Below are 24,363 nucleotides of genomic sequence, written 5' to 3'. Positions count from 1 at the left end.
GGCAATCTCCAAGTGCGCTAAGCTGTGCCATACAGAATGGAGCTAAGTTAATCATGAGGCTTCCTTAAATTCATAAAGTTAAATGCGGTCCTAAATACGCTACATATATCCGCGTATTTAATGCATCAGCATAAAAATGCAGGCGGTAGCCGTCAGGTAGTTTTACATGATTCTCGCAATAGACCTGTCGCCCATCATCTAACCAAAACATGCGCTCTTTTTTCTTTTTGGGATCATTAGCTACGCTGTCTGATTCACCGCTAACTTCAGCAGCCAAGCCCAAGTCTCTTAAGTACTCATGGCGATATTCAACATAGTCACCTGCAAGCCATTTATCACTAAACGACTCCATCACATTGAGTGCATCACGCGCCTTGAGCAAGACATTTTGCCTGGCAGACCAACCTTGCAGACTTGTACCAATTTGCCCTGACAGTGGAAAAGTGATATGAGGAAACAATTCCGCTCTTTGCAACCAAATATTCTTAGCGGAACATAACAACGTATTACGGCGTTGTTTGAGCTCATCACCATGCACACCTAAGCTTGCAGAATCACTCAGATTTAAAAGCGCTTCATCCCTTTGTTCTGGTGTTGCATCCAGCTCGAAAACCCAAACTTTAACATGACTATTTGCCCAGGCAGACAGAGCAGTGAAACTGGCAAGAAATGTCTCAAAATATAACGCGGCCAATAGCACCGGTTTACCTGAAGTTTCTCCTGGCAAGCCAACTTCTAATGCATCACCAACACTTTCAATATCCACGGTTTCAAAGAGAGGCTGTTTCGTTTCAAGGGATTTAAGAAACCGGCACCAATCCGCAAGCTCTGCAACCTTGCTTGCCGTGGCAAACCAATTGCGCACATAGTAGCCGTTAGCCAGTTCCAGCCCCATCAGTGACTTATCTTGATCTTCATCGACTAACAAGATTTTTAGACCCGAAGTTCGACAAACTTTAAGCACGTTAAAAAAAGCCAATAATCCATTATCTGCATCCTCTTTGCTGGCAAACGGCAAAGAGTGATGGTTCAACACAATTCCATTGCTCATAGCAGCCTATCCAGCTCCTTATCCCATTGGTCAAAGAAGCCTTCTGGCCAGCAGTCAATGCGCCCTTCATCATCAATATTGGGATACATGACTTCTGAGGCATGAATAGAGTTATGAACATCTCGCTGCAAGAAAAAGACTTTTACATCGTCAGCCGCAACTACTTTTTGCTTCACCGCAACCCGAATACCGTTGAGGAAATGGTCAGAATGAGATTCAACGATTAATTGAACGCCATTATTGGCAGCAATGGCACATAGCTTACCCATTAATGATTGCCCAGCGGGGTGCAAGTGTGACTCCGGGTTTTCAATAATCAGCAAATCACCTTTTGCCGCACTTAAAATACTGGTCACGACAGGTAGTACGTAACTTAGGCCAAAGCCCACATTCTGCGGCTTAAACTCTTCGGTTGTTTCTTTACCTTGGTTGAAAGAGTAACTCAGGCTCGCCGAATTAAACTGAGGCTGCGCCACTGCTTTGATTTTTAACCCGGGTGTAATATCCGACATCCATGCTTCAATATTGGCAAGTAGAGTCCCTGAAACTGCCTTTGGATGACGCAACGCTTCTATTTCCAAGTCTTTAGCGCCATTAACGGCGATAAAGTGAACCGCAAACTCACCATGATGGCCAAGCGATTTTAAATCACGAATGTGAAATTCAGACAACTGGTGATGGCTTTGTGGACCTAATCTATCAGCACACAGGTACTGAAAATTAGAGTTGAATAAACTCAAGGATTCAGAATCACCGTCAATACCCGACTTGCGTAGTGGTAAAAGATCCGAGTCATGTTGATAGTCAAACTCAAACCGTGCTGGCTGCTCTTTTTCACGCCATTTAACGGTGAAAATAATCTCTTCTTGCTCGCTAAAACTGGAGAGCGCGTCTTTACCCGTACCGATATTGACGTAATCACCATTTAACAGCAGCCCTTTGGTTTTAAGGGTATTACGTTCGTAAGACTGCCTTAAAAGCAACAAGCTCTGCACAAGCGTCGATTTTCCCATGCCATTAAGGCCTGAAAATAAATTCAGATTGCCCAGTGGAAAGCTGGCATTCAACAAGGTTTTAAAATTCTGAATATTAATAAATTCAATCACTTAGTACCTCATTAATCAGCGCATTAACCTTTTCATAGCGTCGTTCAACATGGTCTTTCTTCTGCGTCGAATAAGTAATGGCATTGAAAAATTCGCCATCTTTGAGTAGTGCGCGCGCCTTTGCCTGAAAGATGCTTTGCTTATTCATAAGGCAATTGAATTCCGTGTCCGTCAACTTAGCCAGCGCTACCATCCACACTTCAAACAGCGTGGTGTTTTTGGATCTCTTTCGAGAATTATCAGGATCTTTCTCAAAACCCGAGCGACCAAGTAACCCGTAACACCGATGAATTGCCGTTAGATACCGTTGTTTAAATTCGACTCGTTCTTCTTCATCACGACTTTTTATATCGTCCATGGCTTTGTCTAAAAACGAGGCAATTTCCTTTTTGTTTTTGGGGTCAAGATAGTCGAAACGATAGAATGCCCAGAATCGTAATACCAGCTCCTGATCCTTCATACGTTTGGAAAGATCACCTAACATCACTTTCGAGTATTCAGAATTGGCTAACTCCTCAAGCAGTTCTCTGTCTCGTGGCTTCGCTAGCGCATTACGGATCTCTTGATTATTAAGCGTTAAGCCGCCCGTATTAATACGGCGAAATACCGAGTATTTAACCTCTTCTGGTGTTCCCGGGCGGATGGTATATACCGTGACCTGGCATTCTTCTATTCGTCGTTGGTATTGTCGAGAAAGCTCAGCGAAAGTCTTTCCATTAAGCTCTGCCAAGAACTCTAATCCGCTTAGACGGAGCTTTCCGTCAATGACAAATTTTTTAATAGAGGATAATCGCTGCAGACCATCTACGATTAACCAGTTTTCATCTTCAGACGCATCAAAGTAGAATGCTGGTAACGGAAACCGGATCAAAATGGATTCGATTAATCGGCTCATCTTGCGGTTATCCCATAACTCCGCATGGCGCTGAAAATCGGTATTCATATCAATTTCGTCGTAGCGCATACGTTTTATCAGAGCATCCAACGACATCGGGCCAGAGACGATATCAATATCGGTCGGGTTGAACGGGTGCATCACCTCATCAAGCAGTTCCGGCTCATCCTCTTCTGCACCTGGAGCAACCAATTCTTCATCGAGCTCGGTTTCTTGATAATCAACCATGTGCTTCCCCTTTTATTAATCGTGTCTTACCCGTCAGCAACTCTTGCATCATGCCTTGCTTGATTTGGCGGGTTTTGCCAAGGCGTTGTTCCAGCGCCTGAATCTCTTCGTCCATATCGGACAGAATGGTGGCGATGGCGGTTTGTTCCATCGCAATGGTGGGCAATAAAATATTAAAAGAACGAATTTTTCCCATTGACAGACTCGGTTGGGCACCAACACTTAAATGCTCATCGATTTGTTGCTTAATCAGATAGCTAGTGAAATACGTTCGTAAAAACTCCGGGGCAACCTTATTGTTACACGTTATTTTTGCCGTATTTGGACCAAGGTGGTACTTATTATCTTCGCGAATCATATATACAGGACCAACAGTACCGACATATGCAAACACTATGTCGCCTGCGCTCAATTGACTTCTAGGCAATAGCTTAGAGGTACTTGTTGGAATTGTTTTTACATCACTCAAGTCCAAAATATTTTTAGTTATATTAGTACCTCTGACAACTATGACCTCCCCGCCATCTTTATAAGAATTGAAGTGGTTTGTATATTCAAATCCCGCGAGCTTTGTTATTGCTGCAATATCCCCTAAACCAGTAACCTCCCAATCCTCCGGTATTTCCCCCAACTCACTTGGCTTGGTGCGTTTTGGCGTTCCATCTTCACGCAGGGCAAACTGCGGCAGGCGGGTGCGGCCGGTGAGGAGTTGTTGCATGGTGGCGGTTTTGATGGCCTGTTTTTTGGCGATCAGTTTTTCCAGCTCGCTGATCAGCGCATCGACATCGGATAGCGCATTGGCGATGGCGGCTTGTTCTGCCTTTGGAGGCATAACCATCAACATATCAGCAATCATTTCACGGCGAACCGAGTCGACTGATGACTTTGCAGTCATCGACATTATTCGATCATAGAAGTTATTGCTGAAATAGATGTAAAAATAGTAGCCATCCAATTCATCACCAAAGTTGTACATTAAATACACTCTTTGATGAAAATCGAACTTCCCATCTATATGGTGAAAGATCTTACCTGTACCTACGCCATCACCAGCGGTCAATACGCCTTCTCCATCAAACGAATAGGTGTTAATCCTTTCAACCTGTTGAGAGCGCACAAAAAACGGATAAAGCCCATCAATAACTTTATCCTGCGTATTCTTATTGCCTGTTGTGATAGAAACAACTTTACCCACAGTGGTTACCTGCCAGTCTTCTGGAATCTCTCCAACTTCCGTTTGCTTATATCCAACAGGAACGCCATTCGTAGCTATATCCGCCAGATACTTTGGACTTACTTCAGCTACTCCGCTCATACCGCCCACTCCAAACCCATGGCTTTTAGGTGACCCGCCACTTTATCGCTCAGGTTTTCTACCGATTGGGTAAGAGCAGGCAGTGGCTCGCTATAGCGCTCTTCCAACTCTTTCACCCGATTGGCCAGTTGTTGGGTGACGCGCTCGATTTCGGCGACGATATTGCTTTCAAGCGTTGCCAGCCATTTGTCGTCCACAATCAGGGATTTAATCTCATCGATGCTAAGTTTGGGGTATTGCTTACATACCGCTAAATCGAGCGCGTCTTGTGCTTCTTTTAGGGCTTTTTTGGCATCGGCCTCCGCATCAAACAGCTTTTTGGCTTGTTTTAGCGCGGCCTTTTCATCCGAGTCGGTGGCCAATTTCAAACGCGCCGTGACCGTGGCTTTGGTAACTTTGTCTTTGTCATTGAGTGCATCATTCAGCAAACCGTCTTCGCCGCTATTTTCCTCAATAAAACTTTCTAACGCTTGGCTAGCGCTATCAAGTAGCGATTGCAGGTTATCCACTTTGGCTTGTTCAGCGGCAAAAAAGCGCGCCACGATTAACGCAGGCGGTATCAGTTCGGCTTTGTATTTAGCTTTGCCAATCACTAGCTCAGGCGTTTCTTTCAGTTTTTCGCCTTTTTTAACGACTAACTCACGCAGCACCTTTCCCGCTGGCCAGCCGTCTTGCACCAGCACATACACATCGTCTTGCATGGACTCTGCCCAGTAATCCATCAGGATCTGGTAGATGTCGTATTTACTCAGGAGTGGCGTTTGTGCATAGCTTTGCAACAGATCTTCGCTAATGCGGTGAATAATCTGTTTAGGTAATTCGCCTTGTTCAATGGCGTTCAGGTTTGAACGCTGCGCCCACGCAGTAAAAGGTTCAAGGCTTTGTGCGGCGAAAGTTTTAAACTCGTCATGGTTCAGAATGGTGCTTTTCACCTCGGAAGCCTTAACCAAGGCTTGGCTATAACCTTCACGGGCAGGCTCAAACAAGGAGGCGCGAATACTCGGGAAGACTTGCCAGTAACGCTCTAAAGCATCGATGTCGCGGCTTGGGATACCGCCTTGCAGATGTGCACTTAAATCGTGCAGGTCTTCCGGTTCGCTGGAATCAATATAACGCGGAATATTCAGGTTGTAGTCGTTAGTGGCAATTTCACTGAGCGGCACCATACGCGAGTAGCGCGGCAGTTCTAACTGCTTGGTAAAAACATCGACAATTTTATGAATATCCTGGCTGCGCAGGCGGTTTTTATTGCCGTCTTTGGCAAAACCTTTGCTGGCATCGATCATAAAAATACCGCTGCGGGCATTCGCATGTTCTTTATCAATCACGATAATACAAGCAGGAATGCCGGTGCCATAGAACAGGTTGGCTGGCAAACCGATAATGCCTTTGATATAGCCTTGTTTAATCAGGTTTTCACGAATGCGCGCTTCGGCATTGCCACGGAATAAAACACCGTGCGGCAGAATAACCGCACCTTTACCGGTGCTTTTTAAGCTTTTAATGATGTGCAGCAAAAAGGTGTAGTCGCCGTTTTTCTCCGGCGGAATGCCCCAACTGAACCGGCCAAACTCATCGTCGTTGGGGTTAATGCCACTGGTCCAGTTTTTGTTGGAAAACGGCGGGTTGGCCACGGCGAAATCAAAGGTCTTTAATTGGCCATTTGCCTCTTTCCACTGTGGGTCGGCAATAGTATTGCCTTTCCAGATTTTTGCGGTGGCGTTGTTATGCAGGATCATGTTCATGCGCGCCAAGGCACTGGTGGCGTTATCCATTTCTTGGCCAAAAATACTCAAGCCACGGGGCGCTTCATCACTGGCTTTTAACAATAGCGAGCCAGACCCGCAGGTTGGGTCATAAACAGTGGCATCTTGCGGGGTGTTACTATCAATACCAATCACTTTTGAGAGAATGCGCGAGACTTCTGACGGCGTATAGAACTGGCCTTTGGATTTGCCCGATTCGGTGGCAAAGTGGCGCATCAAGTATTCGTAAGCATCGCCCAACAAGTCATCGCCATCGGCACGGTTATCGCCAAGGTTTAGCCCTTCAAAAATGCCGACTAGCTTACCTAGCCGATCAACCATTTCTTTGCCTTTGCCAAGCTTGTCCTCATCGTTAAAGTCGGCAACGTCAATGACGCCCTTTAGATCGTTTTCTTCGGCGAGTGCACTGATGACTTTGTTGATTTTATCGCCGATCTCTTTGTCGCCTTTCAGTGCGACCATATCGTCAAAGCTGGCACCTGGCGGCACCACAATCATGCCGTACGGGTCGCCTTTGTATTTATCAGAAACATACTTCATAAACAGCATGGTCAGCACATAGTCTTTGTACTGACTGGCATCCATACCGCCGCGTAGTTCATCGCAGCTGGCCCAAAGGGAAGAGTAAAGTTCGGTTTTCTTAATGGCCATTTGGGTTCCTTAATCTTTCGTCGTCTGGCTTTTGGCCGGAATATGTTCCAATAATTGGTTTAACTCGCAGTTAAACAAACTGCACAGCTTATCGAGCGCCTCTAAGTCCACCTTGAGCGCGGTTTCTTTGTACAGTAGCGTGACAGTGGTTCGGCTTAGGCCGGTTTCTCGCATCACGTCGCTAATGCGCATTTTTCTCTCGCCCATTAATCGGGCTAGGTGGCAGCGGATCATGCTCTCTCCACGGTGTTTTCTTAACCATAAACTTGGGGATTTTTCACTGTTGCTTACCCTACCACGATTATGATTATTCTCAACTTATTTGAGTTAAAACCAAATAATTGAGCGTATTTGTTATTCGTTCGGTGCTGGTTATTGGTACGCTGGCGGTTCACGGGAATGCCTCTGGCGGTATTGTCTGTGTTGGACTTCAAGCCTCGCTAGCTATTTGTGTTGACTGGCGGTTCACTGCAAGGCTACAAGCCTAAACAGGATTCATCGCCTTTTTAGTCATCCAAGATGCAGCCTTTCACGCAGTACATGCGTGGGCGGGTGTTGTCGGGCAGGCTGACTTTTCGCTGTGGTCGGTTGCCATCGGGAACTAGGTAGCCTGCGGCCATCAGTGCTTTGGCGGCGCGATCTGGGCTGAGACCTTCGGTGGCTTCACGCCAGCCAGTTGGGTAGAACAGGTAGAGGGTTTGTGGGCCGCTGGTGTCTATCCAGCCCGCCCGTTGGCGTACTTGGCTGCTGTAACCAGTTTGTTTAGGCGTAAAGCGGCTTTCGCCATGCTGCTCAATAAAACTGCGTACTTGGCGAATGGCTTGTTGGTCTTCATTGGCGGCCACACCACCGCGGGCGAGTATCCATTGGTTAAGCTGGCTTAAACAGGCGGCTTCGACACTTTGAACTGGCCAATCGAGTATTTTGGCTTGAATGGCTAACAGGCCTGCGCTGGCCAGTATGGCAAATTTTTCGGCGACTCGGCGCACTTGGCCGTCAGCCTCGGTTGGTAAGCTAGCTAAAAAGCGTTGGCGTACGTTCTGGAAAACGGGGCGCACCTGCGCGCTGTGCTGCGCTAAATACCGTAACCAGTCCAAGGCCAAGCTGCCGTAATGTTGGCGACTTTGCTGTTTTAGATGATCGGCTAAATCGGCAGCGCTCATACCATGACTCTGGTTAAACACGCCCATTTGCGCTCCGGCATCGGCACTGAGATCAATCACGCGCACTTGCTGCCCCGCTTTCACGCGCCTGCCGATACTGGCAAGATGGCTTTCGAGCGTCACTTCACCAGTAGATAAAAACACCAAACGCCAACGCGCGGGTAAGCGCATTTCACCGTATTTGCCTGCACGGGTTTTACCTTGGCCATTGGCAAGCATATAAGCGACATCACCCGCCTCTTTGGGGTCAACTTCGCCCATTTCGTCTAGCGCCAGTAAGGCATCGTTATGCGCTAATGCTGTGCCTTCTAAACCGTTGGCCGTGGCACGCCAACTGTGGCGCAGTTGATTAGGTTCGCCCCACACCGATAATGCCGGATACAGCGCCGCAGTTTTACCAGTACTGCTGGCACCGTAGAGGTGTAAACCAAAACCATCCACCCCGCACAAATGCAACAAAGGCGCAGCCAGTGCAGCGCAGACACCAACAATTAATAGCGGGTTATCCAGACAATAGCGGCCAACGTGCTGCCGCCAACTGTCGCTACTGCCTTGTTGAATAAAGCCTTCTATCGGGTGCATAGTTTGCAGCACCATGCACGGGTTGTTGTGTTCGCTTGGATAAAAGGTGAGGCGCGGATGTACATAAGCGTGGTGATGCCAGCCAATGCAGTTCACGCTGATGGCCTTTTGCGTGGCCAGTTCGCCCATTTGTTGAATAAACAGGGAGAGCAACTGCCGCGCTTTGACACTGTTACTCAGCCGCATGCCTCGGCTGAGTAGGATTCGGCGGTACTCGCTGCCGTCTCCGGCCAATAGTTCTGCGGGCATGGCCCAGTAACGATGGCGATTGTCATCGTCTAACCAGTGCAACAAATAACCGTAGTTGTCCCCTTGCGGATCGCGGGTACGGGCGGCCACTTGCAGCCAAGAGCAGATTTTAATTGGGCTATCTTGCCCCGCCGGTTGCATCACCAGCCAGTTTTGCGCGTTATAAGCAAAACCAGCCGGTAATGTTGGCATGTTGTTATTCACCTCATTGGCAGTAGGTAACGGGGTTGATGCTAATGGTTTATCCACGGCCATAAGCAGCACCGATACGGCGGGTTTCAATCCACTGGTCGATATCGCTTTCTAACCAGCCCACGGCACGCGCGCCAATACGAATGGAACTTGGGAATTCACCGTTGGCCATCAAGGCATAAATGGTGCTGCGGCCAAAGCCTGTTTTGGCCTTTACCTCGGGCAAGCGCAAAATCCGCTGTTGACGCGCTGAGTGTGTTGATGTGGTGGATGATTGTGTAGTTGGGTTCATCGTTTGCTTCCTCACTGATCTGTTAAGTTCAGTTAGGAGTTTGCCAGTACTAATCGGACGCAGTAGGCAGATAAATGCCCAGATCGTGCAGCTTTCTGAGGGTACAGGTAGCTAGCTGCCCCAGAATTGACATTATGCCCCAAGTCATAAATTCCCTGTGGGCAGGGTTAGTGTGTGCCTAAGTGGCGTGAACTAAGGCTTTGCCCAAACTGCCCCAAAAGCCCAAGGGATGGCGTACTGCTTTGAAGTTTCCTACTCAAAACTCGGTTTTGGTGAGTCGTATGGATGGAGTGTTTATATGTCGAGTGTATCGACACACAAGAAAGACATGTCGAAAAAACAGTAAAAAATCGACATGACCAGCTCAGATCTTGGCTCACTTTACTTCGAGAGATTGGCAATTTATTTCTTTACAACTTGAAGATAAAAGTGAAACTATGATTTCACTAAATTAATATTTAAGAAAATATAGTTTCACTATGGATACTGTCGAGCCAAAATCAAAACGCACTGCGGTCATATTCCCTAGACAAAGGAAGATGTTAAACATCTTGGGAGAAAACTTAACATTGGCGATGAAGAGACGCGGCATTACTCAAGAAATGATGCATAGTAGGACAGGGATTTCTAAGCCAACACTACGTAAAATATCAAAAGGTGATCCTTCCGTTTCACTTGGTCACTACGTTAAGGTTTTGGCAGTCCTAGGCTTGTTAGACGACCTAACCAAGGTCGCCCGTGATGACGAGCTAGGAAGAAAGCTGCAAGACATCCAATTGCTAAATAAAAAATAAGGGCGTCATATTCTTATAGCATTTGCTCATGTCCACATCGCTAAAACTTGGCAAATAATGCCAGCCAGCTTCAAAGAAGAAGGATAGCTATTAAGGTGCTGATTTATACTCAACCAGAACCCGCTTACACTTTTATGCGCGTAAAAGTGTGCAATGCAAGTTGAGTCCTCTATGCGTTTTACCGAACGGGGGAATGCAGAGGTTGGAGGCTTACACAAGGCGACTTAAAAGGTAATAAGCTGTAAACCTTGATACCTGATATTCGACACTCAGTCTTATCTCTTTTGGATACCATAGTATCCATATTGAGCTTATTTCTATTAAAATGGACACCTTTATGTCCATTTCAGGCTAAGTGAGCTTTCTGCTGACTCATTACTATCGCGTAGAACCAGTGAAAAAATGGCAAAGCAATGTTGACGGAAATCGTGCTCGATAAAGCCTTTCAAAACTGCTATTTTTAAACCCTAACAGCAGCGTAAAAACGGCACTGTTTTTCCATTGCTAACCACTAAGATTTAGTAAAAGCCATAGGCAAGTGGTGGGCAGTTTGGTGGGCAAACAGGCATTTTTGAACGGTTTTTTTTCGGTAACTTATTGATTTTTTGAGGGTCTAGACCGCTACTCAATGAGCAGATCCAAAATATAGAATGATGTTTAAGTGATATTAAGCGAACCGTTGTGAAGCTAAGGCCCCGTTTTTCGGGGCTTTTTTGTGTTTTTAATTTATAGATATAAACCTGAATTAGGTTTGTACAGGCCTTATGTTATGTGCACTTTCACTCGATCTGTTTTTATCAATGATTGCAGTAAACTCTTTTATTGAGAGGTGTAAGTTACAATGCGTTGGATAGCTTTTAAGGGGATAAGTTGCGGAAATAGATAACTGAAGAGCGAGCTTCAAAGCGCTTATCCTTTACTTAAGTAATTTTATTCTGATCCCATTTATTCGATTATCTTTATTTATATAAATCTAATATAAGTTTATATTGGCCTGATATAGGTTGATATGGGCTTGATGTAAGTTTATATTGGCCCCATACAGGTTTTGTTTTTGAGCCATAATGGTGGTGAAGGGTAGATAAAAACGATGTTGGAAGATGTTTTAGGTAATGTTAATAAAGAACGAGTGCTGGTTTATTTAACCGCGCGTGGTGATGGTTATCCAAGTGAAATAGCTGATTTTTTTAATGCGCCAGCAACACCTATACAGGTTCAAGCAGAGAAACTTGAAACCGCTGGTGTGTTGTATAGTCGCTTGGTTGGCCGGTCTCGAGTGTATTCATTTAACCCTCGATGTGTTTATGTAAAGGAGCTTAAGGCGCTTATCACGCGGGCACTCGAGTTCTATCCAGAAGATATTTCCACCGCTTTACTGAATAATCGCCGCCGTCCGCGTAAACCAGAGAAGCCTCTAAAGCGAAGCATAAGTGACTGATCAAAAATTAATTCATTCAGAAATAAGTGCTAGAGAGTTAGCCGGTTTAATTGCTTATCATTTAGCAGCTCAAGGTATTGATGTGACCTTAGTGGGAGGAACCTGTGTTTCAATTTACTCAAATGATTTTTATCAATCTGACGATTTAGATTTTGTGGACCCTTCCTATACACCCAGTAAAAAGCTAAAAGAAGTAATGGCTCAAATTGGCTTTAGTCCAGTAGGTCGTTACTACGAGCATCCTGATTCTCCTTTTGTTATTGAATTTCCCGCAGGTCCGCTTTCGGTTGGCGATGACCCGATAAGGGAGTGGTCAACGCTCGCTACCTCTATGGGTACGTTTACCCTGATCACTCCGCAAGATTGCATTAAAGATCGATTAAGTGCTTACTTTTACTGGAATGATCGGCAAGCGCTTGAGCAGGCTGTTTGGGTCGCTAAAGATCAGGTAAATAATTACGATCTTGATGAAATTAGTCAATGGGTTAAACGGGAAGGCGAGTTTGAAAAATATCAAATTTTTATTGAGCTTCTGAACGATGAATAGCCTTAGTTGTTTCTTAAATGAAATTAAAAGTAGAAGTTGGTAAGGCAGTTGTTCGGTATAACCGAACAACTGCATTTTCGTCTAATTCACCTTCAGTAAAGATATTTTTTATATGCCCACTAATGGTTCTTTTGCTTTCCCATACAACTCACCAATCATGGCTTGAGGGATATGTTCTGTCATTCATTTCACCTTCGGCATAATTGATAACACCCTTTTTTCACACCACTGCCTCTTCGTACACTTTTTCAACCTCGGTAAACTTAGTTACGCTCTCTAGGTGAGTTAAGGTTGTGAGTTTCATCGAGTTTTTCATTGGGCGATGTGGCACGTTGGTCACTGGCGTTTGCAGCGATAGCGGTTTGCCGAGCTCAAATAAATAATACAAATCAGCAGACCCTGATTTTTTACCCGCTTGATCTTCGGTAATGGTGTAGCGTGGTAACACAGTTACGCGTTTAACCGGCCAAAGTTTGTCAATTTGCTTAGTTGAACTTTGGGTGTCTGAGGTAGACGCCAACGCTAAATAACGAATTTCCTCGGCGATATGTTGCTTAAATTTCTGCAAAAACGTACTTTGCGGCAGGTGATACCACTGCGCTATGCCGTGCTCAAATTTGTCAAAGTAGCCATTATCACGGCCACGTTGCCCACCTAAGGCTACTGTCATCGTCAAATCAGGGTACAGCACTTGGCGCATGCCGTAATAGGGTATGCGTGCAGCTTCTTGTACGTAGAGCCTTTCCGCCATGCCGGCCACGGGATACATGGTCTCATTGCCTTGCCCTGTTTGTGTATTAGGTGCTGTACCAATTTGGGCTTGCAAGAACTCTAGCAACCACTGGTGACCGGAATAACCACTCACAGTCTGGCTAGGATCAGTTTGACTGGACTCATTTTGGCTAGGTAATAATGCGCGCCAATACCCACTTCTTCTATCGCGGCTTTTCTTAGCGGATTGACCCGCCATTGAGCGTGATGGCGATTGAGACAGACGAATTCAAGTATCCACCACAAACTTAAACCACAATTCCTTCGCCTTTTACACGCTCAAGCAATTCAACAAGCACAAGACATTGCTTCTCGGTAGGTATCTTACTTGGCATTTTAGTAGCAACATTTACAATGCCAACTTCTTTTTGAGACAGCAGTCCTTTTGTGCGGCACTGCTGTAACAGAGCTGTCCATTTGGTCGCAGGGATATCTAAGATCTGCTTCTGTGCCTCAATTCCATCGTCCATTTTCTGGACTTTGCGAGCTTGCTTTTTCTCATTCTGTATAGCTTCTTTTGAGACAAGACTATCTTTAAAACCCTGTGGCAATAGATCATCCAGCCTGTCTGATCGCTCTCTTAGCCTTTGCCAACACCCTTCCTTTTTACACCACTCTGTAACGTTAGATATTCCTTGCTGAGGTAAAGTAATCTCGTCATGAACGAGCTCTGAAGTAATCTCTAAGGCCCTTTCTAAATCACTTGATATAAACTGAACATTCCAAATGCGCATAAAGTCTATAGACTTGTTGTGCATTGAAGCATAATGCCCCAATAGAGCTAATGTATAAGCAACAACATTTGCTCTATAACCTCCGTTATACCAAGGCTGAGCTGAAACCAGCTTTTCTGTTTTTCTGAACAGGATGGCGCGGGCTATAGCCCGTTTATAATAAAACTCGCTAAAGCCTTCAGATGATTTTTCCCATTCAGAGCCAATTCGCTTCGCATACTGAGCAAAGTTTTTCTGCGCCCCAAGGTTAACGAACCTTGGGTTCTCATCCCAGACATTCTCAAACTTAGCAAGGTCGGTTTTGGTGAACATCTGTGGCTTAGGATTTTCTGCCTGGAACTTTTTCTTTTCACCTTGAGTAAGCTTGCTTTGCGCGTCAGCATATTGACCACGAGCACGCTCATAAAACCATTTTGTCTCTCGTAGTGCCCCCTGTTGAGCCGGCGCCCAAATACGCCTTGAGAATTCTTCCATACGAATATGAAACGGATGGTTTGAAAAGAAATCAGCAGCATTTACTCTGTTCTGAGTGTTTGCGTATTCAGAAATTCTCGGTACGACGACTTCACTTTGTTCGCTATCAATAACTGATAGTTTCATCTGAACAAAAATCCCTTCCAAGGAGGCCTTGTCTTTACGACTGGTATGAAATAGAGAAGCTGTAGTTTGACCACCGTTCACTATTTGTAGATCTTTCATGCGCACAACTTCAAGCCCGGCATCTCCTTGCCTGACTTCTACTTCCTGAGCAGTGGCAGTAATACCGTTGTTATAAGCAAAGAACATTTGCGGCTCATTGATAATGGTACTTCTAATACCTTTATTAACATTCCCTCGGGCCTGCAAAAAACATCGGACGTTCTGTTCTAATAAGCGAGCACCATATTTTTCATACATTGATGACAACATAGTTGCTGGGATGACTATAAGATAAGACTTGTAAGTATCTGAGCCTAAATGTGCTGGCAAGCACGAAATCCCCGCCCCATAGGTTTCAGGAAAATTGATATCAAGAATTTCCTTATGGCCTCGGGAGCTTTGTTGGCGCTGTAACCTTGAAACATCCCAAATATGATATGAAGCTGGCACCCCAGAAATCTCACCATCTTCAATAGCGCTAACTCGACCACTCAAAGCTCGCTCAGAAAAGAGATAAAAATTCACCTTTCGAATTGCGCGTCCTCGATCATAAATTTGCCTTGATAGCCCATATTCAGGAGCAGTCTCTTCGAGATCTTTGAATAATTCCTTGCTTTTACTTGCGTCAAAAAACTTCGCAACTCGCTTAAAAGCGCTATCTACATCCGTCCCCGTAAGAGAAGCCAGCTCTTCTCTACAATCGAAATCAGCAACGAAAAGATCTAGAGCCCCCTCATCATTAAACCAGTAACCATCAACCCTCATTCCTCTTTGTGCGCGATAGTGACAAAGCTCAAACCCTTCCAAAAATCCGGTATCCATCAACTCATCAGCGACGGTTTCTACAAACTGCGACAATTGAAAGCTATTACTGGCTTCTGCTCCAGCTAACAAGTCCTGTTTGAAATCATGAAAAAATTCCTGGATGGTTTGTTCCATTTTACTTCCCCCATACATCCTTATCTGCGCATAAAAAATCGTGAACGCTTTCTAACTTAATTTCATAACCAACTCTTGTAAGACTTATATTTAATTCAGATCTTACGATCTTTGGAAACTCACTTTCGACGCGATATGTCTGCTCTTCAGCGACAATAAATTTAGGCTTATCGTAAGCAAGCATTTGCACATAGCCAGCTTTAGCTAGCTTTGTATCAAACATCTCTATAGCTTCAGCCTCAGTTAGCATTTCCTCAACTGCATTTACTAACTCGTTCAAGGAAATTGATGCTTTTGGTTCAGGCATATCAACTAATCTAAAAACCTTGAGAAACAGGCTGCTGTTTAAGCTTTCGAGCTGATCTTCAGAAGATATTTTGACTGCATTTCTCTCTCGGCCTGATAGTGACTTAACCTCTACGGCAGTATCTGAAAATATAAAATCCTGATGAGATGTTTCGGGGCCCTGCCATGCTTCTAATGCATCCAGCTCATTATTCATTTCACCTATCATTTGTTGCAGGAACTTAAGCTCACTGAATAATCCCCTTACTTCTTCTGCACTCAGCACCCGGCCTTTCTTCCCTGCCATAAATGCTTTCCAGCGTTTTATCTGGGAAAGAGCAACAGACAACCCAACCAATGGGTCTGAGACTTCAGAAAGTTCATGAATCAATGTTTCGCATAAGCTATAAAAGAGATCTTGATCGACATGCTTCTCAAGAACCAGAATCAAGCCCTGATTCCCTGTCGTGCTTAGCAACCTGTAATCAATCTTTATCCCATGAATAGACACCATATTTTTTTGAAAGATCTCTGCTCCATCTTCACTCATTTCATAAATAAAGACACAGTGTCCGCTAGAGTCCTTTCCCCAGTACAACGGAAGATGTCTGCTGATTTTTATCTGTCTTACACTTAGGTCTTCAACGGGCGTCTTAATATCATTCCATGGATTTGTTTTACTCATCATCATCCTCATCTTCTGGCGCATCAAATATTCCGCCATGCAATTGATTAACCCAAACAGTGTTCGCTACGACGCTGACACCCTCTGAGTAATCCCCAGGAGGAAAACTGATTCCGAATGCAGGGACATCTTCCTTCGAACCTTCCCCTTCACCTAAATTCAAAGCGTGCACCATTAAGAGTGGTTTTTTCCTGATAGTTCGATAGTGGAAATCAGACGGCTTCTTACCACTTTCAGTGGCTAAATCTTGGGCCGCTTGTTTCTGAGAATCGCTAAGACCTAATTTTTCGTCTCCCCTACTGGCTACACGGTCTTTAGTCAAACGCCAATACCTGCCTTCTTTGACCTCAGCGCCTTTTCTTAACTGTGGCCCAAGAACTCCTTCAGCACTGTCCTCGCCTTTTTTCATGGAAATGAGAAGTACATCAGCAGATGAAAACAAGGGATAAATTGACTTTATATATGATACTACTGCTGACCTTCTCTCCAAAAAACTCTCGTGAACACGAAATGAATTTAGGAACTTAGCAAGCTGGTTCAGGTTGACGTCTCTTATAATCCAACCCTTATCTGTATCTTCAATGTAAGAACTACCTTTGCCGAACCCCGCCTTCCAATAGTTCTTTACTAAATCTCGATTATCGCTGGAAATATCATCGTCATTTGAAAGAATGTAGCTCTCTACAAGTCGACCACTAAAGTTATGTTTAAAAGTACGCTTTTCTCCAGCCCTCATCTTATTTGTAGCAGTTACGAGAAGGCGATCTGGGTGATCCAAGACATACAAACCAAACTTTTTCGGACTAAGGCCGTCTCTTCGCATTTGCTTGATCTGCTCTCTTAAGTCATCAGAAGACTCAGCAATATGCGAATACCAATCTATTGAATCTCTAGACAGGTGAACCCTGCATAAATCATCATAACCGGAACGATAGCCAAACCAACGCCCCATCTGCATTAGCGTGTCGTACATTCGAGTGTTTCTGTACATGTAACTAATACATAGGCCCTCAATTGTAAGACCACGAGAAAGACTTAAACCACCTACAGCAATAGCTGTTAAACCATGACCATCTCTTTCATATTTTTTGTAATCAAGCGGCTCATCGGACTTACTGTTAACAACAAAAGTTCTTATGGATTCAGCAGCGTCATACAACTCACGCTTTAGCTCTTCCCAAGAAACATCAGCATCCCAAAAATCAGCTTCAAAAACCTGTTTCAACTGATCCATATTTTCATTTTTTTGAGAGACTGAATCCGGCATCAAATAGTTTGCCTTGATGGCTTCCCTCAGTTTTTTGAGATATACGCTGATGTGTGTGCGGACTAATGTTTGAACGTCTACAAACCGCGAAACATTTACGAGCATGGAGCAATGTTTTTCATCTTGCCCTCTTAGCTTTCTTATTGCTTTCACTACAACAAATTGCCGTGTAGCCCTGTAAAGCGATGGAGGAAGATCTTGAACATCGAAATCTTTTTTATGGGAGAAAGGTATGTAGTTTTCTGCATCATCAATTGTTTCCAAAATTCGATCAGAGCTCTCATCATCCAGGAAAACCCTATCAGGGCCAAAATATGTTGTCGGAGCATCGAGACAATAAATAAAGTCCCGAGGAAAGAGCTCTTCTCGAAGTTGTTCATCACCATATGCATCAGGATTAATGAAAATATTAGCGAACGGCGTTGCCGTGTATCCAACATAGCAAGACTTATCAAACAAACTCAAAATCTCTCTAATTCTTCTGTTTGTCTGTGTCGGGTCAGTATCTTCTTTTTTAGTATTGATAGACGCGTTATCAGCTTCATCATCAATCATCAGCATGGGAACGTCCTTAATTTTTCCATGCCCTTTAGAATTCAATTCATCTAACCAACGGTGCAGTGATTTTAATGTTGAAACATTTTTCTTGATAACGAGTATCACCGGCTTACTAAAGTCGTTGATACTCCAACCACTGTGATCAGCTGTCTTCTTATTAAAATCTGCATATATGTTAGTCAGAGTAGCTGGGTGAGGATAATCGTCATGACCAACTCCAACAATTTTCCACTTGTCTTCAACGCGTGTCCTACCAACAAAACCTTCATCAACCCGCTCTTGCGTCTGTTTACGGAGGTTATTATGAACACCAGCGATTACAATAATGAACTTGTATCCAGCATCTGCCGCTTTTGCCACCAATCCCATATAATTCGCTGTTTTACCCGATTGCACGTGACCAATAACTAATCCACGTCTATCCCACACACCGGACGATGTCGGATCTTGAAGATGACCAAGTATTTTCGTGCCTACATCACTCAAAGACTGAACTACAGTAGGAGACCATTTCTCTTTCTTAAGATGCTTTTCATATGCGTCAGAATAAAACCATTCAATATCTTTACGCTTATAAACCCACTCTTTGTCATGAGTGGCTTCGGGGTCAACAAGTGAAACACCCAATCCCATTCTGGAATCTATTTCATAGTAAGCTTCCTTTGCACAACTTATCGCATCACCGTCATCAAGGCCTAACACCTTTGCCAGATCTACTGCCAAGGCATCAACTTCTTCGCGTGTTGGAACATACTCTGACCAACGCGTTTTTGCAGCTGTGATCAAGGAGACAGTAAAATTCTTTTTTGCCTCCAACTTCGCTTTCTCATTCCCCATTTTTAATCCCTTCAAAATATTGTTCTACCAGTTCCTTGTGAGCCTCAAACATGCGTACAGAGTCAACAACACTCCGAAACATATCGACATTTATCTCACCAGAACCAAATAAAGAATTTCTAAGCTCTTCAAGCTTTTGCAAAACATTGTTTTTCTCTATTGAGAATTGATCAATGCTTCTAGGCGCTGAAGAATAATCCGAGTAGATCATCTCTACTGGAATTGCTGCTGAAACGGCTTCCAGATATGAACGTAAAGTTGAAGACTGTTGGCCTGACAAACCCTCCTTTAAGCTTTGTAAAAGAGGATGAGATAAATTCAACTCAAACCGAACTCGATCTTTATCACCATAACGTTCCCAAATTGGCTCAGGAGAATCTTGAAAAAGCTTCTGCCCTCTACCCCGATGAATTCTGGTACTTGTGCCAGTGACTTTAGATATTATCTGCCTAAGCCTTTCTCTAACTTCGTGCGGCGGTCTTGCTCTCGATTTTTTAATATCAATTGTCCAGCTTTCGTCTAGAGCATTTGGAAAATCAATCTGAACTCTGGCAAGCTTGGTAGCCTCGCCCTTGGGAACCAATCTGAACCAGTCTCCCCAAGCCATAAGCCTGCCATTCCGGTAGATATATGCTCCCTGGTTTGAGATAAAGCTGCTTCGATCTTCGTAGAAATCATATTCCTTCGCCGTGAGCTTGCTATGATGCGGTAGGATGTATGGCTGTATAACTACTTCCATACCATCAACGCGGACTATTTCCTCTGGTAGCACCTGTGTCGCTTTAATTTTTCGACAGAAAGGATCGAATGCATCTACGGGTTTACCATTTATACGAATGCTAAATTTAGGATGATGTTTAACTTCACCAGCTAGAAACCTATGAAAAACCAGAGACAAATGACGATCAACGAGATCCAGTTTTTCAAAAACAATTTCATTTCGCTTGCTACCATACTGATCTTCAAACAACCGATCCAGCTTAGTCCAGACAACCGCTGTTCCAGTCGCACCTAACTGTCCTAAATAAGGTATTTTTTTGATGTCCTCGTCATCCAGAATTGAGAGACACCATTCATCTCTCTTACTTACATGATCTAAGTCCCATTCAGCCCCACAAACTATAGAATTTATCGAGCTGACGACCGTCAAATTTCTACATTGTGAAAATGAAGCTGTTTTCAAGCCCAAACCAAATCGACCCAGGTCATTAGGCTCTCTAGCCTGCTTGGGGTTAGCTGAACCATGTTTCATTGCGAGTAGAAGTTCGTCCTCTGTCATTCCACTTCCGTTATCTATGATAACCAGTGTCGGCTTTTCGCAAGTCAAATCGCAGTAGATATCGACTTCAGTCGCTCCAGCAGTAATGCTGTTATCTATTATGTCAGCAACAGCTGTTGCCAAAGAATATCCAAGGTCTCTCATAGACTCAGACAGTGATGCAGCACTAGGTGGTAATGTTACTTCTCTCACTATGACTCACCTCTTTAGATCATGTAAGTAGAAAATATATCGAAGCTGAATTGACTTAATGTCATAGGTATCGAGTCAATATTTAATTAAATTTTTTATATCACTGTGCTTAATTCTAGGTAAGGTGTGAGTTATCAATCCAATCGATTGTTATCAACAATTCATATCTTTTCATGGAAGATAAAGTCTTTTAATTTCATGCGGTTATGTTGTTATAACGTAAATGTTATTCTGAATCAAATTGGATTATAAAAAATGAAATCCCGAGTAAATCCTTAATAAATAATGATATTATTCATTGATGATGAGGAAGTGTTTGTATCTACTGTCTAGCTCATTTCTTCAAGTTAACAATTCCAGAACGATTCTACCAATCTGTTGTGCCAAATACGGTGGCACAGCATTTCCTACCTGAACATACTGCTGTGTTCTATTCCCCTCAAATAAATAGTTATCTGGGAAGGTTTGCAAACGCGCGGCTTCGCGTACTGTTAAGCTACGGCACTGTTTAGGATCATAGTGAATAAAATAGTGACCATCTTTGGAAATATGACTGGTAACGGTTGTAGAACACTTGTTCGCAGCTTGAGTTCTAAAACGATCAGCGTGTGCACCCGATTTCCAGTTTTCATGAGCAGGAGCAAGATCATCCGGAAAGTCTCTTGCCTTAGGTGATGTCCCGTCACTTAACTGAGTATAAGCAGCGCTGAATGCATAGCGCAGAAAATCGCTTTCCATATGCCCACGAGTTTCATGATTTAGCACGCAAGGAGGCTTTTCAGCTCTATACCACTCAATTAAATGCTTCGGCATTTGCCTTGGGTACTCAACGGGCTGGGATGCAGAACGTGCTAGTTTTTTAAGAGGCTTAATATCTAGCGCTCCTGCTTGTTTAAACCGTTCTTTAAGTAATCGATTAATAGTAGTCGCATTCTTTGAAATGGTCGTTTCCCAATCTTTGGTTATGTCTTTGCGCTTTGAAAAACCACTTCGTAACTTTGGTAGCTCCCCTAATACTTGTTCTACCGTCGATTGGTGGTCAAAGGGGATAAGAGTCCCCGGAATCCCTCCAAGATCAGCACGTACACCCAATAAAATAACTCGATGACGGGCTTGAGGAACACCGTAATTCTCAGACTTTATTAGGAAGTCGCTAGGGTCATCATAAACTGGGTTAGTGGCATCCTTTGCCTTTACCACCAAAGAGAACACTTTGTATCTGGGTGTTGCAATTTTTGTCACACGTCCCGGGGCTCTCAAATCTTTGAGAATTCTCGGGAACATGATTTCCCCGTCTATTTTTGCAGAGAGGATACCTCGAACATTTTCCATAACGAATACATCCGGTTGCGCGATAGATAGCACTTTTAGATATTCTTTGTACAGAAAGTTACGATGATCTTTTTCTGCCTTATAGTCTTTTATGCCTGCGTTGCGAGAACGACCTGCAAGTGAATAGGCCTGACACGGAGGGCCCCCTATAACCACTCTCGGCTTATTTCCGTGAGCTTTAACCAGTTCTTCGATTCTCTGATGAATGTCGTCGTTGTCATCGCCCAATGCATGGGGAGTATAAAGAGTCTCTTGCTGAGCTTCTTTCGCCTCTAGAGGAAAACGAGAAAATAATTCTTCTCTAGTTAAGTTACCCAGTAGATAGTCGTTGTAGCTATTGAGGCCAATCCCAGAATCTTTAATCTTTCTATAAAAAGCTCGAGTGGTAAGTGTTTTGTGAGCTGAAGCCTCTTTTTCTACAGAAACACCTATCTTGAAAAATGCATGACCGTTTCCATCTTTTACCGATGAAAAGCCTTCCCCGAGTCCGCCAGGACCTGCAAAAAGGTCAATAACTAGCGCTTCTTTAGTCTTCATTAGCTTCTTATCACAAATCGCATAATCATACCCATAATAGATAACAAGACAAGATTGTCTTAGTTTATGTATACACAAAGCAATAATTTATACTTGTGACGTTTGATATGTATAAATTTCAAAGAAAATTATACATATCTTTTGGGTACTTATTGGGGTAATCAGGGCTATGCCTTTCGTTTCTAAAGATACCAAAACTATCAAAGGCATCGTTCACACACCCATGCAAACGAAGCTTTCTGTTGCTAGGTAATGGTAGTCTTTAAGACTATGCCCAAACTGCCCCAAAAGCCCAAGGGGTAAGTGGCGTGTTACAACACATGGAGTATGAGGTAAAGAATGAACGTGAAACTATAACTTCATTATCCAACCAAAAATGAAATAGTGTTTCACTTACTCATTAAACGCTAAACGCCGATTCTTTCATGGCTTGCTCTGCTCGGCTGATCCCTAGGCGCTTAGCAACGGTTTGCCACAGCTTAACCGCCATTAATACTTCATCGTAAATTTGCATGGCTTGGGTTTGCGAAAGTCGGAAGAAGTCTTTTACGTCAAACGCTAATTGGTAGTCTAAAGCGTTGTCTGCATCGGTAATATTCAGATGCAGGCCATGCTTACCCACTATCGGGTTTAAATCATAAGCGGGTGATAACTTCCAGCCATTCTTTGTTAATAAAAACCCATGGTTACGCAGGTGGTCATCCGTGTTGGACACCGCAATATTAAACACGATACGTCGCCATAACTGTGCTAAATCAGCTTCGGTTTGTGCACCAGAATTGGAAATAAATTCAGCAATCTCTAAGTAGCTGGCACCTTGAGATTGTTCACCATCATACTTTTCGTTTTCAAAATAGCGAAGCTGTGTCATGGCCGATGAAAAATGCAGCCGCTTTTCACCGTCGCGGTCAAACCGTTTGGTTAAAAAGGTATGGTGCTGTGACGAAAATTGCTTGATCTCACTTGGAAACATGTGAACACCTGCCGCAAGAGCCAATTCATAACAGACCATCTCCCATGCGCCCACGTCATGGGTATCATTTAGATTGGGAAACTTGGCAATCCACAAGTGGCCTTGTTCATCTGTGACACAAGCCTTGGGCCTTGCACCACCTAATGATGAGCCTGGGGAAATCAGCATTTTCAACCAGCGGTAATACTCGTCACTGTCGATGTTATCGTCTTTTTCAATCTGCATTGCTGCGTGCTCTATCTCTCGCAAAGAAGCCATTGGTGGCGCAGCAAACTCAGCGTTGTCATCTAAGAACGCAGCCGAGCCTGTTCGCTTAAATCGAATACCACCCATCCGGTAAGAGTCGTGTACGCCCAGCAGGTAATCTAGCTCGTTTAATCGACTTGTTGCTCGAATACCTTTGCGCGCTTCAATGGCCGCACGCCGCTGCATTAAAATACGCCCCCATCTATCAGGCGATGAATCAAGAAATGCACGAAAGTTTTTATTGGCTTCATCGTTGTAGAGTTCACCGGAGTGGAGGGTCAGGATGGGATCAATTTGCAAACGATAGGCTGAAGTTAAAAATGCTTTATCGTAGGCAAAACTAAACACGCCACCTCGGCTTGAATCGCTGTAAGTCAGCTGTCCTATTAGCAAAGGGGGCTCAATTGGCTGCCAGTCGACATAGACTTCGACGATTTCACGGCTCATCTTGAACCTTCCAGCAATTTTATGTTTTGCAGCTTGATACCCACTTCATCATGAGCGGCCATTTCTGCAAAGTTGCTTTCCATGCCAAGAACGGCCATCACTTTTAAGTAAGTGCCTATGGCAACGCCCGGATCACCTGCGAAGACTTTGTTCACGGTTTTATGATCAAAGCCAGTACGTTCACACAGCAGCTTTTTTGTAAAACCACGTCGTTTCATAGCCAACAGCAAGTCTTCACCAAAATGAGTCAGAATTTTGCGCTGCTTTGGAAACAGTACATTGTGCAAATCACGTTTAGCCATAACACCAACCAAAGGGACTATATTCCCATTTTACTCAATATAATTGGATTTATATCCTGTTTTTAGGTTTG

At 44.0% G+C, this 24,363-nt stretch carries 19 protein-coding genes; 3 read left to right on the top strand and 16 right to left on the bottom strand.

From position 1 onward, the window contains the following. Positions 1 to 70 precede the first annotated feature (70 nt). The 8 genes from A3774_RS03555 to A3774_RS03520 form a co-directional block, all read right to left on the bottom strand. Positions 71 to 1,051 carry a hypothetical protein gene (locus tag A3774_RS03555; RefSeq protein ID WP_067863186.1) on the bottom strand — a complete coding sequence of 327 codons (981 nt, stop codon included), beginning with the start codon at positions 1,049 to 1,051 and terminating at the stop codon, positions 71 to 73. Beyond that, positions 1,048 to 2,157 carry an AAA family ATPase gene (locus A3774_RS03550; RefSeq protein ID WP_067863183.1) on the bottom strand — a complete coding sequence of 370 codons (1,110 nt, stop codon included), beginning with the start codon at positions 2,155 to 2,157 and terminating at the stop codon, positions 1,048 to 1,050. The genes A3774_RS03555 and A3774_RS03550 overlap by 4 nt, the downstream gene beginning before the upstream one ends. Then, positions 2,150 to 3,280: a DUF262 domain-containing protein gene (locus A3774_RS03545; RefSeq protein WP_067863180.1), complete on the bottom strand. Its 1,131-nt coding sequence runs from the start codon at positions 3,278 to 3,280 to the stop codon at positions 2,150 to 2,152. Before A3774_RS03545 ends, A3774_RS03550 begins: the two co-directional genes overlap by 8 nt. Next, positions 3,273 to 4,595 carry a restriction endonuclease subunit S gene (locus A3774_RS03540; protein WP_067863179.1) on the bottom strand — a complete coding sequence of 441 codons (1,323 nt, stop codon included), beginning with the start codon at positions 4,593 to 4,595 and terminating at the stop codon, positions 3,273 to 3,275. The genes A3774_RS03545 and A3774_RS03540 overlap by 8 nt, the downstream gene beginning before the upstream one ends. Continuing rightward, positions 4,592 to 7,012 carry a type I restriction-modification system subunit M gene (locus tag A3774_RS03535; RefSeq protein WP_067863176.1) on the bottom strand — a complete coding sequence of 807 codons (2,421 nt, stop codon included), beginning with the start codon at positions 7,010 to 7,012 and terminating at the stop codon, positions 4,592 to 4,594. Before A3774_RS03535 ends, A3774_RS03540 begins: the two co-directional genes overlap by 4 nt. Positions 7,013 to 7,021: 9 nt before the next feature. Further along, complete coding sequence (locus tag A3774_RS03530; protein ID WP_067863173.1) at positions 7,022 to 7,246, bottom strand: helix-turn-helix domain-containing protein; 225 nt, start codon at positions 7,244 to 7,246, stop codon at positions 7,022 to 7,024. A 272-nt stretch (positions 7,247 to 7,518) separates the two neighbouring features. Further along, positions 7,519 to 9,261, bottom strand: coding sequence for a DUF927 domain-containing protein (locus A3774_RS03525; RefSeq protein WP_067863170.1), 1,743 nt, complete (start codon positions 9,259 to 9,261; stop codon positions 7,519 to 7,521). Continuing rightward, on the bottom strand, positions 9,248 to 9,490 hold the full coding sequence (locus A3774_RS03520) for a helix-turn-helix transcriptional regulator (RefSeq protein WP_067863167.1): 243 nt from the start codon (positions 9,488 to 9,490) through the stop codon (positions 9,248 to 9,250). Before A3774_RS03520 ends, A3774_RS03525 begins: the two co-directional genes overlap by 14 nt. 539 nt (positions 9,491 to 10,029) lie before the next feature. On the opposite strand from A3774_RS03520, the gene A3774_RS03515 reads away from it, so the two are divergent. The 3 genes from A3774_RS03515 (at position 10,030) to A3774_RS03505 (ending at position 12,269) form a co-directional block, all read left to right on the top strand. Further along, entirely contained in the window at positions 10,030 to 10,284 is a 255-nt protein-coding gene (locus tag A3774_RS03515; RefSeq protein WP_015068503.1) for a helix-turn-helix domain-containing protein, read from the top strand. A gap of 1,090 nt (positions 10,285 to 11,374) precedes the next feature. Next, the gene (locus A3774_RS03510; RefSeq protein WP_067863164.1) at positions 11,375 to 11,722 is read left to right on the top strand and encodes a winged helix-turn-helix domain-containing protein; all 348 of its coding nucleotides are present in this window, start codon (positions 11,375 to 11,377) and stop codon (positions 11,720 to 11,722) included. Further along, positions 11,715 to 12,269, top strand: a complete 555-nt coding sequence (locus A3774_RS03505; protein ID WP_067863162.1) for a hypothetical protein — start codon at positions 11,715 to 11,717, stop codon at positions 12,267 to 12,269. Before A3774_RS03510 ends, A3774_RS03505 begins: the two co-directional genes overlap by 8 nt. 220 nt (positions 12,270 to 12,489) lie before the next feature. On the opposite strand, the gene A3774_RS03500 is transcribed toward A3774_RS03505, so the two are convergent. The 8 genes from A3774_RS03500 to A3774_RS03465 form a co-directional block, all read right to left on the bottom strand. Further along, complete coding sequence (locus A3774_RS03500) at positions 12,490 to 13,239, bottom strand: hypothetical protein (RefSeq protein ID WP_067863159.1); 750 nt, start codon at positions 13,237 to 13,239, stop codon at positions 12,490 to 12,492. Between the two features lie 49 nt (positions 13,240 to 13,288). Then, on the bottom strand, positions 13,289 to 15,352 hold the full coding sequence (locus A3774_RS03495; protein WP_067863156.1) for an AIPR family protein: 2,064 nt from the start codon (positions 15,350 to 15,352) through the stop codon (positions 13,289 to 13,291). A 1-nt stretch (position 15,353) separates the two neighbouring features. Continuing rightward, complete coding sequence (locus A3774_RS03490; RefSeq protein ID WP_197468000.1) at positions 15,354 to 16,346, bottom strand: PD-(D/E)XK motif protein; 993 nt, start codon at positions 16,344 to 16,346, stop codon at positions 15,354 to 15,356. Next, entirely contained in the window at positions 16,315 to 18,984 is a 2,670-nt protein-coding gene (locus A3774_RS03485) for a Z1 domain-containing protein (RefSeq protein ID WP_067863150.1), read from the bottom strand. Before A3774_RS03485 ends, A3774_RS03490 begins: the two co-directional genes overlap by 32 nt. Next, positions 18,974 to 20,455, bottom strand: coding sequence for an ATP-binding protein (locus A3774_RS03480; RefSeq protein ID WP_231867926.1), 1,482 nt, complete (start codon positions 20,453 to 20,455; stop codon positions 18,974 to 18,976). The genes A3774_RS03485 and A3774_RS03480 overlap by 11 nt, the downstream gene beginning before the upstream one ends. A 342-nt stretch (positions 20,456 to 20,797) precedes the next feature. Further along, on the bottom strand, positions 20,798 to 22,324 hold the full coding sequence (locus tag A3774_RS03475; RefSeq protein WP_067863147.1) for a DNA cytosine methyltransferase: 1,527 nt from the start codon (positions 22,322 to 22,324) through the stop codon (positions 20,798 to 20,800). Positions 22,325 to 22,724: 400 nt separating this feature from the next. Then, a complete protein-coding gene (locus tag A3774_RS03470; protein WP_067863144.1) occupies positions 22,725 to 23,990 on the bottom strand; it encodes a type II toxin-antitoxin system HipA family toxin in 1,266 nt (421 codons plus the stop codon). Continuing rightward, on the bottom strand, positions 23,987 to 24,292 hold the full coding sequence (locus A3774_RS03465) for a helix-turn-helix domain-containing protein (protein WP_004249763.1): 306 nt from the start codon (positions 24,290 to 24,292) through the stop codon (positions 23,987 to 23,989). Before A3774_RS03465 ends, A3774_RS03470 begins: the two co-directional genes overlap by 4 nt. Between the last annotated feature and the right edge of the window lie 71 nt (positions 24,293 to 24,363).

The organism is Neptuniibacter marinus (genome assembly GCF_001597725.1).
In the GTDB taxonomy this organism is placed as follows: domain Bacteria; phylum Pseudomonadota; class Gammaproteobacteria; order Pseudomonadales; family Balneatricaceae; genus Neptuniibacter; species Neptuniibacter marinus.
This window is presented reverse-complemented; position numbering and strand designations above follow the sequence as displayed.